This is a genomic window from Schaalia suimastitidis DSM 15538 (assembly GCF_000429105.1).
GTDB classification, from domain to species: Bacteria; Actinomycetota; Actinomycetes; order Actinomycetales; family Actinomycetaceae; genus Pauljensenia; species Pauljensenia suimastitidis.
The window spans coordinates 548151-565576 of sequence record NZ_AUBF01000006.1 but is presented as its reverse complement, the minus strand read 5'-3'; the positions used below and the strand labels follow the sequence as shown (position 1 = coordinate 565576).

Genomic DNA, 17426 nt, shown 5'->3' with positions numbered 1-17426 from the left:
GTGTCAGTCCTCCTTGAAGGGGAAGCCGAGGTGACGCAGCAGCGCACGGCCTTCTGCATCGGTCTTGGCCGAGGTGACGACGGTGATGTCCATGCCACGCACTCGGTCGATGGAGTCCTGATCGATCTCATGGAACATTGACTGTTCGGTGAGACCGAAGGTGTAGTTGCCATTGCCATCGAACTGCTTTGCCGACAGACCACGGAAGTCGCGGATGCGGGGCAGCGCGGTGGATAGGAGACGGTCCAGGAATTCCCACATGCGATCGCCACGCATCGTCACATGTGCGCCGATGGCTTGGCCTTCGCGAAGCTTGAATTGCGCGATGGACTTCTTGGCCTTGGTGACAACCGGCTTTTGGCCGGTGATCGCCGTGAGGTCGCGGATTGCACCTTCCAGGGCTTTGGAGTCACGCGCGGCTTCTCCGACGCCCATGTTGACGACGATCTTGACGAGGCCGCCGACCTCCATGACGTTGGCGTGACCGAACTCAGTGCGCAGGGCGTCCTTGATCTCCGAGTTGTACTTTTCCTTCAAACGAGGTGCCATCTCAGATCTCCTTACCCTGTTCAATGCCGCGCTTGGCGCCGCCGCGTGTCACGCGAACACGCACGGTGCGGGTGCGACCGTCACGCTCGATGGTGTCCTCGCGGAAACCAACGCGAACGCGCTGCTTGGTGTCGGGGTCAACCAGGGCAACTTTTGCCAGGGAGATAGGCGCTTCGATGGTTTCAATACCACCGGCTTGGCCTTGTGCTCCTTGACGCACGTGACGGGTCTTGAGGTTGATGCCTTCGACGATGACTTTGCCTTCGGCGGGCAGAACCTTGATCACGCGGCCCTGACGGCCCTTGTCGCCTGGCTTGAGGGGTTCGAGGCCCTCGGCTTCGCGACGCGCATTGCGCTTAGCAAGCTTCTTTTCGTCGGAGGTACGGCCGCGTACGACCTCAACCAGGTCGCCCTTACGGATTTTCGCTGCCATCAGATCACCTCCGGTGCGAGCGACACGATCTTCATGAACTTCTTCTCACGCAGCTCACGACCCACAGGGCCGAAGATGCGTGTACCGCGGGGTTCGCCATCGTTTTTCAAGATGACGGCCGCATTTTCATCGAAACGGATGTAGGAACCGTCGGGACGGCGGGTTTCCTTGCGTGTACGCACGATAACCGCCTTAACGACGTCTCCCTTCTTGACGTTGCCGCCGGGGATAGCGTCTTTGACAGTGGCGACAATTGTGTCGCCAATGCCCGCATAACGCCGACCCGAGCCACCGAGAACACGGATGGTCAGGATTTCCTTGGCACCTGTGTTGTCGGCGACCTTCAGTCGCGACTCCTGCTGAATCATTTTCTGTGACTCCTGTCGTCGAGCCGGTTCTCTGCGGCGAGGTATTTAGCCTCGCCGCCGAGCCTTGCCGAACGGATTTCGGTCTATAGGGCGAAGGTCACTTCGCCTTTTCGAGGATCTCCACGACGCGCCAGCGCTTGGTGGCTGACAACGGGCGGGTCTCCATGATGAGGACGAGGTCGCCGATGCCGCACTCATTGTGCTCATCGTGAACCTTGACCTTCTTGGACTTGCGCATAACCTTGCCGTAGAGGGCGTGCTTGACGCGGTCCTCGATTTCGACAACAACGGTTTTATCCATCTTGTCGCTTGTGACGTAGCCGCGACGGACCTTGCGCTGATTGCGGGGGGTGGATTCAGACATGCTGATCACTCCTTGGTGCTCGGGGCGGTGCGGTAGCCGAGCTCCCGCTCACGCGCGATGGTGTAGATGCGGGCAATGTCGCGACGCACGGTACGCATGCGACCGTGGTCTTCCAGGGAACCAACAGCCTGTGCGAAACGCAGGTTGAAAAGTTCGGCCTTGGCCTTCTCGAGTTCCTTGGACAGTTGTGCATCGTCCATGGCGTCGAGGTCGGCGGTGGTCAGACCCTTGTCGGCCATCAGAAATCACCACCCTCTCGGACCACGAAACGGGTCTTCATTGGAAGCTTGTGCTGTGCACGGCGCATTGCCTCACGTGCGAGGCTTTCGTTGACGCCGGCAAGCTCGAACATAATGCGGCCAGGCTTGACCGGAGCGACCCACCACTCCACGGAACCTTTACCGGACCCCATACGGGTTTCAGCAGGCTTCTTGGTCAGCGGACGGTCTGGGAAGATGTTGATCCAGACCTTACCGCCACGCTTGATGTGACGGGTCATGGCGATACGTGCCGCTTCGATTTGGCGGTTGGTCACATATGCGCCTTCGAGGGCTTGGATACCGTACTGGCCGAATGCCAGTTCAGTGCCACCCGTTGCGTTGCCCGTGCGATGCGGACGGTGCTGGCGACGCCACTTGGTACGACGGGGAATGAGCATGTGGCTCAGGCCTCCGTTCCGGTCTCGGAGCCAGCGGCTGCGGGTGCAGCCTGAGCTTGGCTGTTGTCCTGCTGGGGACGTGTGCCACGGCGGCCACCGCCGCGACGTTCACCACGGCGTCCGCCACGGTTAGCCTGTTCGGCCTGTTGGCGTGCGAATTCGCGTTCGGTAACGTCACCCTTGTAGATCCATACCTTCACGCCGATACGGCCGAAGGTGGTGCGGGCTTCGTGGAAGCCGTAGTCGATATTGGCGCGCAGCGTGTGCAGGGGCACACGGCCTTCCCGGTAGAACTCGCTGCGGCTCATTTCGGCGCCGCCGAGGCGACCGGAAACCTGCACGCGGATACCTTTAGCACCTGCGCGCTGTGCGGACTGGATGCCCTTACGCATGGCGCGACGGAAGGAAACGCGTGCGGTGAGCTGTTCAGCGATACCTTGAGCGACCAGCTGAGCATCCAGGTCGGGGTTCTTCACCTCGAGGATGTTGAGCTGTACCTGCTTACCAGTGAGCTTTTCCAGCGACTGGCGCAAACGGTCTGCTTCCGCGCCGCGGCGACCGATAACGATGCCGGGGCGTGCGGTGTGCAGATCCACGCGGACGCGGTCGCGGGTACGTTCGATATCGACTTTGGCGATACCGGCGCGCTCAAGGGTTTCGGACAGAGTCTTGCGGATTGCGACGTCCTCTGCGACATAGTCAGCGTAACGCTGGCCTTTTGCTGAGGAGTCAGAGAACCAGCGAGACCGGTGATCAGTGGTGATTCCCAGGCGGAACCCGGTGGGGTTAACCTTCTGGCCCATTACCGGTCTCCCTTCTTCTTATCTTCTTTGGTGCCAACCACGACAGTAATGTGGCTGGTCCGCTTGAGGATGCGACCTGCGCGACCCTGTGCACGCGGACGGAACCGCTTCATGGTCGGGCCTTCATCGACGTATGCCTCGAGGACGAGCAAATCGGCCTCGTTGAAGGTTTCGCCGACAAGTTCAGCTTTCACCTTCGAGTTGGCAACTGCCGAGAGCAGCACCTTGCGGACATCGGTGGCGACTGCCTGCGGAGCGAACCGCAGGATGTCGGCGGCCTCCAGTACACGCTTGCCGCGAACTTCGTTCACAACACGGCGTGCCTTCTGGGGCGTGACGCGGACGTAACGCGCCTGCGCCTTGGCTTCCATAGCTTCCTGCCTCTACTTATCTAGGGGCCGGCTCAGCGCCGACGTCCCTTGCGGTCGTCCTTGTCGTGGCTGCGGAAAGTACGCGTAGGAGCGAACTCTCCGAGTTTGTGGCCCACCATTGATTCGGTAACAAACACGGGCACGTGCTTGCGACCGTCGTGGACCGCAAAGGTCAGACCCAGGAAATCCGGGGTGATGACCGAACGGCGTGACCAGGTCTTAATAACGTTCTTCGAGCCGGTCTCGATCGCTGCATCGACCTTCTTCATGAGGTGGTCGTCAACGAAGGGACCCTTCTTCAGGCTACGTGGCATTCTTCCAGCTCCCTATCAGCGCTTCTTGCCGGTCTTGCGACGACGCACGATGAGGCGGTCGCTGGCCTTATTCGGACGACGGGTGCGACCCTCGGGCTTGCCCCAGGGGGACACAGGGTGACGACCACCGGAGGTGCGGCCTTCACCACCGCCATGCGGGTGGTCAACCGGGTTCATGACGACACCGCGAACGTGGGGGCGCTTGCCCTTCCAACGCATACGGCCTGCTTTACCCCAGTTGATATTTGCCTGCTCAGCATTGCCTACTTCGCCGATGGTGGCGCGGCAGGTGACCTCAACGTTGCGGATTTCGCCTGAGGGCATACGCAGCTGTGCGAAGCGGCCTTCCTTGGCGACAAGTTGAACGGAGGTGCCTGCGGAGCGAGCGATTTTGGCTCCGCCGCCTGGGTAGAGCTCAACGGCGTGCACAACGGTACCCAGGGGGATGTTGCGCAGAGGCAGGTTATTGCCGGGCTTGATGTCGGCTGCGGGGCCGGCTTCGACAATATCGCCCTGGTTGAGCTTGGCGGGGCATAGGATGTAACGCTTTTCACCATCTGCGTAGTGCAGCAGTGCGATGCGTGCGGTGCGGTTCGGGTCGTACTCGATGTGAGCAACCTTTGCGGGCACACCATCCTTGTCATGACGACGGAAGTCGATCAGACGGTAGGCACGCTTGTGTCCGCCGCCACGGTGACGTGCCGTCACGCGACCATTGTTGTTACGGCCACCTGTCTTGTGCAGGGGGCGCACCAGCGACTTTTCGGGGGTGGAGCGAGTGAGTTCGACGAAGTCGGCAACGCTCGCACCACGACGACCCGGGGTCGTGGGCTTGTACTTACGAATTCCCATGATGTTCCTCTACCTCGGACGCCTCAGGCCTGCTCGCCAAAGATGTCGATAGTGCCTTCACGCAGGGTAACGATGGCGCGCTTGACGTCCTTGCGACGACCGGTGCCGGTACGGGTGCGGTACACCTTGCCCTTGCGGTTTTGGGTCGCGATTGCGCCAACTTTGACGCCGAAGATCTGCTCGATGGCGATCTTGATTTCGGTCTTATTTGCGCGGGGGTCGACCTCGAACGTGTACTTCCCTTGATCCATGAGGATCGAGGACTTTTCTGTCACGACAGGCTTGAGAATGATGTCGCGGGGGTTCTTACCCGGCTCAATCGTGCTCACTTGGCTTCCTCCTTGGTGCCGAGGAAGGTCTCAAGGGCGCCCAGGGTGAACACGATGTCATCGGCGTCAAGAACGTCGTAGGTGTTCAGCTGGTCGGCCCACAGGACGTGAACCTCGGGTAGGTTGCGCAGGGACAGTGCGGTGAGCTCATCATGACGCTCGAGGACAACGAGTGCCTGGCGGTTCTCGACGAGAGCTTCCAGCGCTGCCTTTGCAGCTTTGGTCGAGGGCTTTTCGAGCTCAACGAGGGCGGTCACCACGTGGATACGACCAGCGCGTGCACGGTCGGACAGAGCAGAGCGCAATGCGCCTTGCTTCATCTTCTTGGGGGTGCGCTGCGAGTAGTCACGAGGCTGCGGGCCATGAACGATGCCACCACCTGTGAAGTGTGGGGCACGGATGGAGCCTTGGCGAGCATTGCCGGTGCCCTTTTGGCGGAACGGTTTCTTGCCGCCACCGGAAACCTGGCCGCGCGTCTTGGTGGCGTGGGTGCCTTGGCGGGCAGCTGCAAGCTGAGCCACGACGACCTGGTGCATCAGCGGGATATTAGTTGCGACGTCGAAGATTTCTGCGGGGAGTTCGACGGTCGAGGCCTTTTTGCCTTTTGCGTCGAGGACGTCAATGGTACGAACTTCAGACATGATCACGCACCTTTCACGGAGGTACGAACCAGGACCACGCCGTTCTTGGGGCCGGGGATAGCGCCGCTAATAAGCAGCAGACCCTTTTCGGCATCCACAGCCTGGATCTTGAGGTTCTGAACGGTACGGCGAACGCCACCCATGCGGCCAGCCATGCGTTGGCCGCGGAAGATACGTCCGGGGGTTGCGCAAGCGCCGATCGAACCGGGCTTGCGGTGGTTGCGGTGTGCACCGTGGGAGGCTGACACGCCAGCAAAGCCATGGCGCTTCATAACGCCAGCGAAACCTTTGCCTTTGGTGTTGCCAGATACATCGACCGCAGTACCTGCCTCGAATACGTCAGCGGCGAGTTCCTGCCCAACTTCGAAGCTATCGGCTTCGGAGGTACGGATCTCAGCGAGGTGACGCTTGGGGGCTACTCCAGCCTTAGCGAAGTGCCCTGCGAGCGGTTTGGTGACCTTACGTGCATCGATGTCTTCGAAGCCGAGTTGGATGGCGGTGTAGCCGTCAACTTCTTCGGTTCGGACTTGGGTCACAACGTTGGTGCCGACCTGCACGACAGTCAGGGGCACGAGACGGCCGTCGGCATCCCACACCTGGGTCATACCGAGCTTGCGGCCAAGCAGTGCCGTAATTGGCCTGCCAGCGTGCTGCTTCTTGTTGATTGTCATTGCAGATGTCCTCAGAGTTTGATCTCGATGTTGACGTCCGCAGGCAGGTCAATACGCATGAGCGAGTCGACGGCCTTCGGAGTCGGGTCGATGATGTCGATGAGCCGCTTGTGCGTGCGCATCTCAAAGTGTTCGCGGCTGTCCTTGTACTTGTGGGGCGACCGAATGACGACAAATACGTTCTTTTCGGTCGGCAGGGGCACTGGGCCAACTACTGTGGCACCTGCGCGCTGCACTGTCTCCACGATTTTGCGCGCGGAGCTGTCGATGACCTCGTGGTCATACGACTTCAGCCGGATGCGGATCTTCTGTCCCGCCATGCCGTCTACCTCTTCTCGTCCAGATTCGCCACCGGTCCCCGCACTCGGGTGTGTCGCTATCGGAGCGACACTGTCCTAACGCACGGCTCCCCTTTTGGGGAATGGACCGCTGTCTTGTCCAAAGATCACGGGCAATTTTGCCCTGTCTGCGCGGAGCACTGTCCACACAGAACCGCCCCAGTAAGCGGGGCAACCGTTCTAGTCTGGCAGATTCACCTATCTCGGAGCAAATCCGAGAGGCTGGTTTTCGTGTGAATCCACCGACAGGAAAAGCATTTGTTGACACATTGCATGGTCCACACCGATCGAATCAGCGTTTACCGCACAACCGCCAAAGAACTAATGTACCCGCACTCGGGCGTGTCGTCCATACGGAGTGCGTCACACTTCAGTGTGAACACGTGCCAAACATCCGCATCATCGGTACCGGTGTCGTCTCCGCAAACCAGTAAGGGCATTGGAACGCTCACCTGGCACCGCCTCGTCAACAAAACTGTTCCGAGCACGGGCCAGGTGTCACCAGGAGCTATTAACGATGAGTGCGACAGCGCGATGCACGCACACTGACGACACCAAAAGCAGCCAAGACAAGTGTTACAGCACCAATGGAGGCGGCATGTGTGCCCGTCAATGCAAGTTGAACTCGCGCGGGTGCGATATTGGTGGCACCACCTGAAACTTGTGTCGTTGGCGCGTTGTCTGCGTCGACACCACTGCTGGGCGCAGCGGGCATAGCCGTATTGGCCAAGGTGCCAAGATCAGTGCTGGAGCCTTGCACCACATCAAAGGCGACCGGCTCGGTACGCGCTTGATAGCCTTGCGGTGCCTGCGCCTCGTGTAGAAGATAGCGGCCAACTGGCAGCCCTTCTACGGCAAAAGAAGCATGTGCCGAAGTGATATCAGCGAGCACTGCGGCATCGCTACCGACTCGCTCAATCCTCCACTGGGAACCAACCAGTGGGCCGCCTGACTCATCAACTTTTGCCCATGTCACGGCACCGACTTTGAGGCTTGTCGTTACCTCACATACATATGTCTTGCCGGCAGCCAGGGTCACCTCGCCTTGCGGACTCACGGGCACGTCCTCACCATCTGCGACGCAATGCCAGGCACCGGTTGTGTAGGTATCGCTCGGTAGTCCGCCGGTGATCTGCTGGGCCGTTGCACTCAAGGTAACGGTACCTGCGTCAAGGGTGATGTCGGTAAGCGTGCCTGCCTGTTCCCAGCGCTGCTGCCCCCTGGTGGCCGCCACGGTCCAGTCGTCAGCACTGCCCTGTTGTGCCCAAGTGTGGGTGGTCGCGGTATTGTCGAGGTGGTGGCGTAGCGTGAGAGTGGCAGGAGGTAGCTGCTCATTGACGAAGGTGCAGGCAATATTGTCGCCTACGCCTACCCCGTCAATGTGCACAGTATCTGCGTCCACTCGCGTTGGCACCTCTTCGGTGCCACGGTGGCACACCGCCTGGGCGAGACGCCACCCTGGGCGCATCGTTTCAGTGAGGCTGACGGTGCCTGTTGCATTGGGTGCATTGAGGTTTGCCGTCCAATGCGCTTGTCCAGCGGCTACGTCAGTGACCTGCTGGGTGGCGTTAGCGATGGTGACACCATTTGCTGCTGCTGCGGTCACAGTCCAATTGCCTGTCGGCGTTGCAGCACCGTTCACGGACTGCTCGTGGGTGGTGACGGTTATGTTTGCCTGGCAAGGCGCGGCAATATTTTCGGCGATCTGCTGCAGTACTGGTGCGAGGTCAGCCCACTGCTTCACTTTGATGTAGTCGGTTTGTCCGACATACATACCGTCGGTGTAATGGCGACTTCCCGAGATAGCTGACGAATTATAGTCATCTGCGGCAGCTTGTATGCCCACAACTAACATATGCGCGCCAGTAGCCTTGACAGCATTTGCTGAATAAGCCCCCCATGCGACTGCTTCTTGAGTTGTATATCCCGCGACACGCGGATTGACTGCATAGCGCGTGTTATGCAGCGTGGGATAACCGTCAGTAAGGACAATCACCAGGTCATGCTTGTTGTTTTGCGATTCCGCTGCTACCGCCCACAAGCCAGCGTCCCAATTTGTCAAGCCGCCGTGTCGTGGCATCGTGTTGACCGCAACACCGTAGAGGCGAATACCTTCTTGCAGTTGAGCTAATTGGGTTGCATCGTCAACATTGTAGTGATTCGGGTAGTGGGTGCTTCCCAGTGCTGGTGCATCAGTACCGAAAGAATATAGAGACACAGCAGAGTTTGTCCCCACAAGCCTGTTAACGAAGGCTGCGCTGGCGTCGCGCATCGTGTCACCGGCCTTTGCTTGTACCACGGAATACGACATGTCGTAGACCAGTGCGATATCCAACCCGTCGCTTGCTAGTACCGCTGGGCAACGGCGCTCAAAGTCGGGATTGTTTTTGCGTACAGTGAAGTGTGATGCCGTGTAGGTGTAGACGCCGGGAGTAAAAACCACTTCGCGACGGTCAAATGTTGCACGCTCGGGGGCTTGACTGGGGTTGAGTGTCGCAACGATCTTTGTAATCGGTTGGTAGGCCGCTACGTATTCGCTTCCGGGTTCTGCCGCGATCTCACCCACAAATATGCGTGGCTTTTCGCGTAGCGCTGTCGGCACAGTAATCGTGCAGGTAGTTCCGTCGGTAACGGTACATTCTGTTCCAGGTACGTGAGCAAGGTCGGTCATCGATGTAAATAGCGCGTAACGTGCGCCATTCATCTGCAAGGCGGAAAGAACACCCTCGACGGTTGAGTTCCAGGAGGCGCGGTGACTCGCTACATTAACGGTGATCGTTGTGGGTGTCTCTTGTGTCGTAGTATCGTCAGCCATACTTGGTGTGGCACTGAATATGGTGAGCATCATTACAAGGGCGGCAATAATTCCTGAAATCACCGCTACTGTCTTTGCACGCCAAGGGCACATCGCATACATCAGGTTTCGCTCCTCAAAATGCGCCACACAGAAGAAAAGGCAATTCGCTAGCCCAAGATACGATGGCGCAACAATTACTGCATCGCCGATACTTTACTGAACAACGCACAGATTTTGATAGCCAAAACAGTGGTGAAGTCAGCCACATCACTGATAAACTGCAATTTTTGTAGTTTACCAGTTGGAATATATTATGTGGATGTACCCAAGAAACACACAACCCTAAGCGGTGGTATCTTCACCTTCCCGCACGCAACACAGCACGACCTCCCCGCCTCTTGGCAGCGATCAATAGCGCAGCACGAAATGTGGGGATCGCTCCAATCCTTTCAAAGCATCACAAAGCAAATGCGCCAATACACAACATAACAAAAACCTGGGCCCACTACCCAAGGTGAGTAGTGGGCCCAGGCACGAAGCCTCCGGACTGCGCTCAGTCACGCATATGTCCGGTCAGGTTCACTTAAGGATTTCAGTCACACGACCGGAACCAACGGTGCGGCCACCTTCGCGGATAGCGAAGCCGAGGCCGGGCTCCATGGCGATGGGCTGGATCAGTTCAACGGTGATCTCGGTGGTGTCGCCAGGCATGACCATGTCGGTGCCCTCGGGAAGGGTGATGACGCCGGTCACGTCGGTGGTACGGAAGTAGAACTGAGGACGGTAGTTGGAGAAGAACGGGTTGTGACGGCCGCCTTCTTCCTTCTTGAGGATGTACACCTGACCGGTGAAGTCGGTGTGCGGGGTGATGGTGCCGGGCTTGGCAACAACCTGGCCACGCTCAACTTCGTCACGCTTGGTGCCACGCAGGAGCAGACCACAGTTTTCGCCTGCCCATGCTTCGTCCATGGACTTGTGGAACATTTCGATACCGGTAACGGTAGTCTTCTGCGGTTCGCGGATACCGAGGATTTCAACTTCGGAGTTGATCGGCAGCTTGCCACGCTCAACACGGCCGGTCACAACGGTGCCACGGCCGGTGATGGTGAAGACGTCTTCGATTGGCATGAGGAACGGCTTGTCCATGTCACGCTCGGGCGTGGGAACGAAGGAGTCAACCGCATCCATGAGCTCTTCGACCTTCACGGTCCATTCCGGGTCACCCTCAAGGGCCTTCAGAGCGGACACCTGAACGATCGGAGCGTTATCGCCATCGAAGCCCTGGGAAGAGAGCAGTTCGCGGCATTCCTCTTCGACGAGTTCGAGCATGTCGGGATCGTCGACAGCATCGGACTTGTTCAGTGCGACGAGGATGGTGGGAACGCCCACCTGGCGAGCGAGCAGCACGTGCTCGCGGGTCTGCGCCATCGGGCCGTCAGTGGCGGCAACCACGAGGATTGCACCGTCCATCTGGGCAGCACCGGTGATCATGTTCTTGACGTAGTCAGCGTGGCCGGGGGCGTCAACGTGTGCGTAGTGACGCGCCTCGGTCTGGTATTCGACGTGGGAGACATTGATCGTGATGCCACGATCGCGCTCTTCAGGAGCGTTGTCAACCTGATCGAAGGGGGTGAACTCGTTGAGATCTGGGTACTTGTCGTGCAGCACCTTGGTGATCGCTGCAGTAAGCGTGGTCTTGCCGTGGTCAACGTGACCGATGGTACCGATGTTGACGTGCGGCTTGGTGCGCTCGAACTTGGCCTTCGCCACTTGTGTCCTCCTGGACTCGGGTAGAAATTCTCAGCCTATGGCTAGGTGTCACTTTAACACCCATTGGGGCATGAGACCTACAGGGTTTACCAATGTGTGAGGCGGGTCGCCTCGGAAATGGGGAAATACTAAGAGATATCCGTCAATTTCCGAGGCGCCCAGCCCCGTGGGACTCACTCGCCCCGAGACTTTCCGATGATCTCGTCCGCGACATTACGCGGGACCTCGGCGTAGCTATCGAATTGCATCGAGTACACTGCACGGCCCTGCGTCTTGGAACGCAGGTCGCCAACGTAACCGAACATTTCGGACAGCGGAACGTGCGCGCGGACAACGCGCACACCGTGTTGCTCATCCATTGACTGGATGGCACCACGACGAGAGTTGAGGTCGCCGATGACGTCACCCATGTATTCTTCGGGCGTACGTACTTCGACGTCCATGATCGGCTCAAGCAACACGGCGGCAGCCTTCTTAGCGGCTTCCTTCATTGCCATGGTGCCAGCGATCTTGAAGGCCATTTCAGAAGAGTCAACGTCGTGGTAGGCACCATCAAGCAGTGTTGCTCGCACGCCCACCATCGGGTAACCGGCGAGGACACCGGTCTCCATTGCGGCCTGAATACCTGCATCAACGGAAGGAATGTATTCGCGAGGAACACGGCCACCAGTGACCTTGTCTACGAATTCGTAATCCTTCTCTGCATCCGCTTCGATCGGCTCAAGAGCAATAATGACGCGCGCGAACTGGCCGGAACCACCGGTCTGCTTCTTGTGCGTGTATTCGTGCTTCTCAACAGCCTTACGAATGGTTTCACGGTACGCAACCATCGGCTTACCGACGTTCGCTTCAACCTTGAATTCACGGCGCATACGGTCCACGATGATGTCGAGGTGGAGTTCGCCCATACCACCGATAACGGTCTGACCGGTTTCCTTATCCAACTCAACGGTGAAGGTCGGGTCTTCTTCAGCAAGTTTCTGAATGGCGACGCCCATCTTCTCCTGGTCGGCCTTCGACTTGGGCTCAACAGCCACGTGAATAACCGGCTTGGGGAAGGTCATGGATTCAAGGATCACCTGCTTGTCCAAGGCACACAGGGTGTCACCCGTGGTGGTGTCCTTAAGGCCAATAACGGCGTAAATGTGACCGGCGTGTGCAACATCCACAGGGTTTTCCTTGTTGGAGTGCATCTGGAAGATCTTGCCAATGCGTTCCTTCTTGCCCTTGGTGGAGTTAGCCACCTGAGAGCCGGATTCAACCTTGCCGGAGTACACACGGATGAAGGTGAGCTTGCCGAAGAAGGGGTGCGCTGCGATTTTGAAGGCAAGAGCAGAGAACGGCTCATCTTCGGAGGGAAGACGGGTCTCGGTGGGCTCTTCATCTTCAGAACCAGGCTTGAAGCCTTTCACTGGAGGAATATCCAGTGGAGAGGGCAGGAAGTCGACGACAGCATCCAGAACGGGCTGCACGCCCATGTTGCGCAATGCGGTACCGCAGTAGACGGGGAATGCACGACCCGAGATCGTCAGTTCACGCACACCGGCCTTGATCTGTTCAACAGTCAGTTCGCCGTTTTCCAGGTATGCCTCGGTGAGTTCGTCATTGGCGTCAGCAGCCGCTTCCATCAGGGCTTCGCGGTATTCCTCAGCCTTTTCCACCATATCTGCGGGGATTTCGCCGCGAACGACGATGGAACCGTTGGTGGGTTCGCCCTTGTCATCCTTAGCGGGGTAGCGCACCGATTCCATGGTCACCAGGTCAACGGTGCCTTCGAATTCGCTTTCAGCACCGATGGGTAGCATCATGACGATCGGGGTCGCGTTCAAACGATCCTTGATAGTCTGAACCGAGAAGTAGAAGTCCGCACCCATCTTGTCCATCTTGTTGATGAAGCAGATACGCGGAACGTCGTATTTATCAGCCTGACGCCACACGGTTTCAGACTGCGGTTCCACACCTTCCTTGCCGTCAAAGACAGCAACAGCGCCGTCGAGCACGCGCAAGGAGCGCTCAACTTCGACTGTGAAGTCAACGTGGCCGGGGGTGTCGATCACGTTAATCTGGTTGCCATTCCAGAAGGAGGTAACAGCTGCGGACGTGATGGTAATACCACGTTCTTTTTCCTGTTCCATCCAGTCAGTGGTGGACGCACCGTCGTGCGTTTCGCCGAGTTTGTAGTTAATGCCCGTGTAGAACAGGATGCGTTCTGTCACGGTGGTCTTGCCGGCATCGATGTGAGCCATGATGCCGATGTTGCGGACCTTCTTCAGGTCGGTCAACACCTCTAGTGCCACGAGAGATCCTTCTCAGTTGGTTGTTACGTGGTCTGATGTTTTTCTTTGCCGAGGCGCAGGCACCGTAAGCCGCCACCGCCTCGGCAGGAAAGAAACTACCAGCGGTAGTGAGCGAAGGCGCGGTTCGACTCGGCCATCTTGTGCATGTCTTCGCGGCGCTTCACAGCGGCACCCAGACCATTGGAGGCGTCAAGAATCTCGTTGGCAAGACGCTCGGTCATGGTCTTTTCGCGGCGCTGACGAGAGAAGTCCACCAGCCAACGCAGAGCCAGGGTGGTGGCGCGGGCGGGGCGAACTTCAACAGGCACCTGGTAGGTGGCGCCACCGACGCGGCGGGAACGCACCTCAAGGGCAGGACGAATATTGTCCATGGCGCGCTTAAGAACAGCTACAGGATCTTGCTCGGTACGTTCGCGCACCGTTTCAAGAGCACCATAAACGATGCGCTCAGCAACGGTCTTCTTGCCGTCGAGGAGAACGCGGTTGACCAGCTGGGTCACGAGCTTTGAGCCGTAAACGGGATCGTCAACCAGGGGACGCTTGGGAGCTGGGCCTTTACGAGGCATTACTTCTTCTCCTTCTTTGCGCCGTAGCGGGAACGAGCCTGCTTGCGGTTGCGGACACCCTGGGTGTCGAGGGAGCCGCGGACGATACGGTAGCGGACACCGGGGAGGTCCTTCACACGACCGCCACGAACGAGGACGATCGAGTGCTCCTGCAGGTTGTGACCTTCACCGGGGATGTAGGCGGTCACTTCGATGCCGGAGGAAAGACGCACACGAGCAACCTTACGAAGTGCTGAGTTCGGCTTCTTCGGGGTGGTGGTGTACACACGGGTGCATACGCCGCGACGCTGAGGTGAGCCCTTAAGCGCAGGTGTCTTCACCTTGGAGCGCTTGGAGCTGCGGCCCTTGCGGACGAGCTGCTGAATAGTTGGCACTGGGACTCCAGTTCTTGTTCCGTCTTTGGCGGGGCTGCGTCAGCGGCCACGCCCTTATGGGTCAGTCTGCCGCGTTGATAGTGCCCAAATGGCCAGGTCCCCTGCGGACGCACATGTCTCCATCAGGGGCCGGTGCGCCATGATAACCCGCACGTCGCTTGTACATGCCAAGGGGTCAGAGAATGACGCCCGGAGCTCCGACGGAGGGAGCCCGCGTGCTGGCCAGTGACCAGCTCATACAATTTCAACTGTGAGGCCAAAGTGTATGAGGGACCGCATATCGACGCGGTTCACCGCCCACAAGCCTAGTCTCGCCCGCCGACTTGGGTCAATCCGCCGCCTGGTGATTCCCGGCACCTTCCTCGCAGCCTGAGCCGTAAAGGATCACCACTCAGCAACCATAAGCAAACGATGTGCATGTTGTGATCTGGGCCCACTCGGGCAGGAGCCAGATATCATCAGTGTGAGATACTCATCCGCCCCCAGCACATCATCTCCACGCAACCGAAGGTACGACATTCAATGGCTCACACCACACTGGACCGCAACTCGTCTATCCCTTTGTATGTGCAAATTGAAGACTATCTTCGCCAGGCAATCGCCCGCGGCCAATGGGCCCCAGGCGCACGTATCCCCTCCGAAGTGGCACTTCACGAACAACTTGGCGCTTCCAGGATGACGGTACGAGGCGTACTCAGTACCCTCGTGAACGAAGGACTCCTTTACCGCGTCCCCGGCAAAGGAACCTTTGTCACCGAGCGCCGTATCGAAGCACGCTCCCCTGCCTACATGGGCGTGCGGGAACAACTTGAGGCGATGGGCTTTGCTACCCACACTGAATTAGTCGAATGCCGCACCACCATTCCAGCGCCAGAAATCCGCAGGGCACTTGGGACCGACACCTCTACGCCCGTTCGCGAGATACTCCGCCGCCGCCTCGTCAATGAGGGACCAGTGAGCCTTCACCGCTCCTATATCCCCCTTCACTTGGCGCCAGACATCGAAGATGATGACGTCATCACCGAACAGCTATGCGTTGTTCTCAGCACCAAATACGGCCTTAGCGCTGCACACACCAAAGAGTTTCTCGAGGCCACAGCCGCCACGCGCGAGGAGGCGACCCACCTTGGACTCAAAGCGGGCGCCCCTTTGCTGCTGTTAAAGGACCATATTTACGACGCCTCGGGCCGCATATTTGAATACTCGAAGATCCTTTTCCGCGGTGACCGGATCACATTGCATTTTGACTTCACAACTTAAGGTGAGTCCGAGACCCTACGGCGCCCTTACCCCTTCCCACAACATTCCGACCACAGGAAGGGGCAAGAGCACCATCGGTTGGCACGGCATACGACATTCCATGTATGCGACCCATTGGTTGCGCACCCATACGCTACACGTATCAGAAGACGCGCTCAGCCAGCCCTTCGTAGACATCAACGAAACGCTTAAAGGCCTCCTCATACGGCTGTTTCTTTGCCGGATCAGGATCGAAACGTCCAGTGACCGCCACCGAACGGTCAGCAGCCTCCTCACACGAGGAAAATAGGCCCGCACCCACACCTGCATACATGGCGGCACCAAGACATCCCGCCTCTGATGTACGAAGCACTTCAATGGGCTTTTGGAAAATATCGGCAAGCATCTGCGACCACAGGGCAGATTTAGCGGCACCTCCAACCAGGCGTATCGTTTCGGCCTCAATACCAGCAGCGGCTTGGGCGTTAAGGATGTCTTTCATTTCAAAACAGATGCCCTCAAGCACTGCCCGTGCCACATCGGCTTTCGTCGTTGCCAGCGTCATTCCATTGAGATTTGCCCGGGCGTTAGGGTTTTGTCGCGCACCCGACACGCCCCCAAGATAGGGAAGGAATGTCACACCATTTGCACCAATAGGTGAAGCTGCCACCTGGCGGGTAATAATGTCATAGGGATCTTCGCCGCTAATACTGCCGGCAAAACGTTCACCCTGGCAGAAGGTGTCCCTGTACCACCTAAAGGAGGAGGCGGAGGTATTGGAAAATGCTTCAATCGTCCAGTTGCCGACACCATGGTTGGGTTTGACGACAAGTTTACGCTCGGGGTCACGTAAAGGCTGGTCCATCACGACATAACACGACCCGAAGGTGCCCATCACCATCACACAGTCGCCACCCCGCACAGCGCCACCTCCGAAAGTCGAACAGTTCTGGTCATGCGCACCGACACACAGCAATGTTCCTTCCGCTAAACCTGTGCGACGCGCAAGGTCAGACCCAATTGTCCCCACAACTTTCCCCGGCTCATGGGCGATTGTGGCGCGTTTGTCCAGAGGTATGCCAATGAGGTCATGGACAGGTACCGACCATTCCTGGGCATCAACATCAAGCATCCCTTCGCGCGAGGCAGAGGACAGATCCGTCCAGTATCCTTGGGCACCCCAATGCTTGAGTAGAAATTCTTGTTCGGATAAGAACCATCTGGTCCGCTCCCAGTTCTCAGGTTCATGGTCACGCAGCCATGCCCATTTCGGTGCCGCACTATTGGTTCCAAGGGGGTCGCCCGTTTCTTGGTAGAAACGTTCCGCTCCGTAAGCTTGGCGGAGTTGGGGAATATAAGGCGCGCCTCGTAAATCTTGCCAGGACAGGAACGGACGTATCAGATCCCCTTCTTCGTCAACCAGTGCCAACAGTGGTGCCTGCGAAGAAAACGCAACCGCGCGAATATCCTTATTGGCTACACCGGATGCTTCGACGGCCACGCGGCATGATTCTTCTAGCGGAGGAATAATATCCTCGAAACGTTGTTCCACAAGGCCCGGACCTGGGAAAACGCACGGGTATTCACGATAGTCTTGACCAAGAACATTGCCTTCTAAGTCAAAAACTATACTTTTACATCCGGTGGTTCCGGCATCGATACCAACAAGATAGTCAGCCATGTGATGTACTC

At 58.2% G+C, this 17426-nt stretch carries 21 protein-coding genes; 1 reads left to right on the top strand and 20 read right to left on the bottom strand.

The genetic code is table 11. The features are described 5' to 3' along the window. Positions 1-3: 3 nt before the first annotated feature. The 19 genes from rplE to rpsL form a co-directional block, all read right to left on the bottom strand. Positions 4-549, bottom strand: a complete 546-nt coding sequence (rplE, locus tag G438_RS0102530) for a 50S ribosomal protein L5 (protein WP_034284651.1) — start codon at positions 547-549, stop codon at positions 4-6. A gap of 1 nt (position 550) precedes the next feature. After that, positions 551-982, bottom strand: coding sequence for a 50S ribosomal protein L24 (gene rplX, locus G438_RS0102525; RefSeq protein WP_026460023.1), 432 nt, complete (start codon positions 980-982; stop codon positions 551-553). Continuing rightward, positions 982-1350 (bottom strand): 50S ribosomal protein L14, encoded by a 369-nt coding sequence (gene rplN, locus G438_RS0102520; protein ID WP_026460022.1) that lies wholly within the window; start codon positions 1348-1350, stop codon positions 982-984. The genes rplX and rplN overlap by 1 nt, the downstream gene beginning before the upstream one ends. 97 nt (positions 1351-1447) lie before the next feature. After that, positions 1448-1714 (bottom strand): 30S ribosomal protein S17, encoded by a 267-nt coding sequence (gene rpsQ, locus G438_RS0102515; RefSeq protein ID WP_026460021.1) that lies wholly within the window; start codon positions 1712-1714, stop codon positions 1448-1450. Between the two features lie 5 nt (positions 1715-1719). Beyond that, the gene (gene rpmC, locus G438_RS0102510; RefSeq protein WP_026460020.1) at positions 1720-1953 is read right to left on the bottom strand and encodes a 50S ribosomal protein L29; all 234 of its coding nucleotides are present in this window, start codon (positions 1951-1953) and stop codon (positions 1720-1722) included. Then, the gene (rplP, locus tag G438_RS0102505) at positions 1953-2372 is read right to left on the bottom strand and encodes a 50S ribosomal protein L16 (RefSeq protein ID WP_026460019.1); all 420 of its coding nucleotides are present in this window, start codon (positions 2370-2372) and stop codon (positions 1953-1955) included. The genes rpmC and rplP overlap by 1 nt, the downstream gene beginning before the upstream one ends. 5 nt (positions 2373-2377) lie before the next feature. After that, positions 2378-3175: a 30S ribosomal protein S3 gene (rpsC, locus tag G438_RS0102500; RefSeq protein ID WP_026460018.1), complete on the bottom strand. Its 798-nt coding sequence runs from the start codon at positions 3173-3175 to the stop codon at positions 2378-2380. Then, positions 3175-3546, bottom strand: coding sequence for a 50S ribosomal protein L22 (gene rplV, locus G438_RS0102495; RefSeq protein ID WP_026460017.1), 372 nt, complete (start codon positions 3544-3546; stop codon positions 3175-3177). Before rplV ends, rpsC begins: the two co-directional genes overlap by 1 nt. A 32-nt stretch (positions 3547-3578) precedes the next feature. Next, complete coding sequence (gene rpsS / locus G438_RS0102490; RefSeq protein WP_026460016.1) at positions 3579-3860, bottom strand: 30S ribosomal protein S19; 282 nt, start codon at positions 3858-3860, stop codon at positions 3579-3581. Positions 3861-3875: 15 nt separating this feature from the next. Next, positions 3876-4712 carry a 50S ribosomal protein L2 gene (gene rplB / locus G438_RS0102485; protein WP_026460015.1) on the bottom strand — a complete coding sequence of 279 codons (837 nt, stop codon included), beginning with the start codon at positions 4710-4712 and terminating at the stop codon, positions 3876-3878. 23 nt (positions 4713-4735) lie between these two features. After that, positions 4736-5041: a 50S ribosomal protein L23 gene (rplW, locus tag G438_RS0102480; RefSeq protein ID WP_026460014.1), complete on the bottom strand. Its 306-nt coding sequence runs from the start codon at positions 5039-5041 to the stop codon at positions 4736-4738. Continuing rightward, a complete protein-coding gene (gene rplD / locus G438_RS0102475; protein ID WP_026460013.1) occupies positions 5038-5682 on the bottom strand; it encodes a 50S ribosomal protein L4 in 645 nt (214 codons plus the stop codon). Before rplD ends, rplW begins: the two co-directional genes overlap by 4 nt. Before the next feature lie 2 nt (positions 5683-5684). Next, the gene (gene rplC / locus G438_RS0102470; RefSeq protein ID WP_034284648.1) at positions 5685-6353 is read right to left on the bottom strand and encodes a 50S ribosomal protein L3; all 669 of its coding nucleotides are present in this window, start codon (positions 6351-6353) and stop codon (positions 5685-5687) included. A gap of 11 nt (positions 6354-6364) precedes the next feature. Continuing rightward, a complete protein-coding gene (gene rpsJ / locus G438_RS0102465) occupies positions 6365-6673 on the bottom strand; it encodes a 30S ribosomal protein S10 (protein WP_005872737.1) in 309 nt (102 codons plus the stop codon). A gap of 529 nt (positions 6674-7202) precedes the next feature. Then, positions 7203-9569 carry a SpaA isopeptide-forming pilin-related protein gene (locus tag G438_RS0102460; protein ID WP_165569218.1) on the bottom strand — a complete coding sequence of 789 codons (2367 nt, stop codon included), beginning with the start codon at positions 9567-9569 and terminating at the stop codon, positions 7203-7205. A gap of 498 nt (positions 9570-10067) precedes the next feature. Beyond that, on the bottom strand, positions 10068-11258 hold the full coding sequence (gene tuf, locus G438_RS0102455) for an elongation factor Tu (protein ID WP_026460010.1): 1191 nt from the start codon (positions 11256-11258) through the stop codon (positions 10068-10070). 173 nt (positions 11259-11431) lie between these two features. Continuing rightward, complete coding sequence (fusA, locus tag G438_RS0102450) at positions 11432-13555, bottom strand: elongation factor G (protein WP_026460009.1); 2124 nt, start codon at positions 13553-13555, stop codon at positions 11432-11434. 95 nt (positions 13556-13650) lie between these two features. Further along, positions 13651-14121 (bottom strand): 30S ribosomal protein S7, encoded by a 471-nt coding sequence (rpsG, locus tag G438_RS0102445; RefSeq protein WP_026460008.1) that lies wholly within the window; start codon positions 14119-14121, stop codon positions 13651-13653. Further along, positions 14121-14495 (bottom strand): 30S ribosomal protein S12, encoded by a 375-nt coding sequence (gene rpsL, locus G438_RS0102440; protein ID WP_026460007.1) that lies wholly within the window; start codon positions 14493-14495, stop codon positions 14121-14123. The genes rpsG and rpsL overlap by 1 nt, the downstream gene beginning before the upstream one ends. A 522-nt stretch (positions 14496-15017) precedes the next feature. Here rpsL and G438_RS0102435 point away from each other — a divergent pair. Then, a complete protein-coding gene (locus G438_RS0102435; protein ID WP_026460006.1) occupies positions 15018-15755 on the top strand; it encodes a GntR family transcriptional regulator in 738 nt (245 codons plus the stop codon). Between the two features lie 142 nt (positions 15756-15897). Here G438_RS0102435 and G438_RS0102430 read toward each other — a convergent pair whose 3' ends face one another. Then, on the bottom strand, positions 15898-17415 hold the full coding sequence (locus tag G438_RS0102430) for a xylulokinase (protein ID WP_026460005.1): 1518 nt from the start codon (positions 17413-17415) through the stop codon (positions 15898-15900). Positions 17416-17426 lie beyond the last annotated feature (11 nt).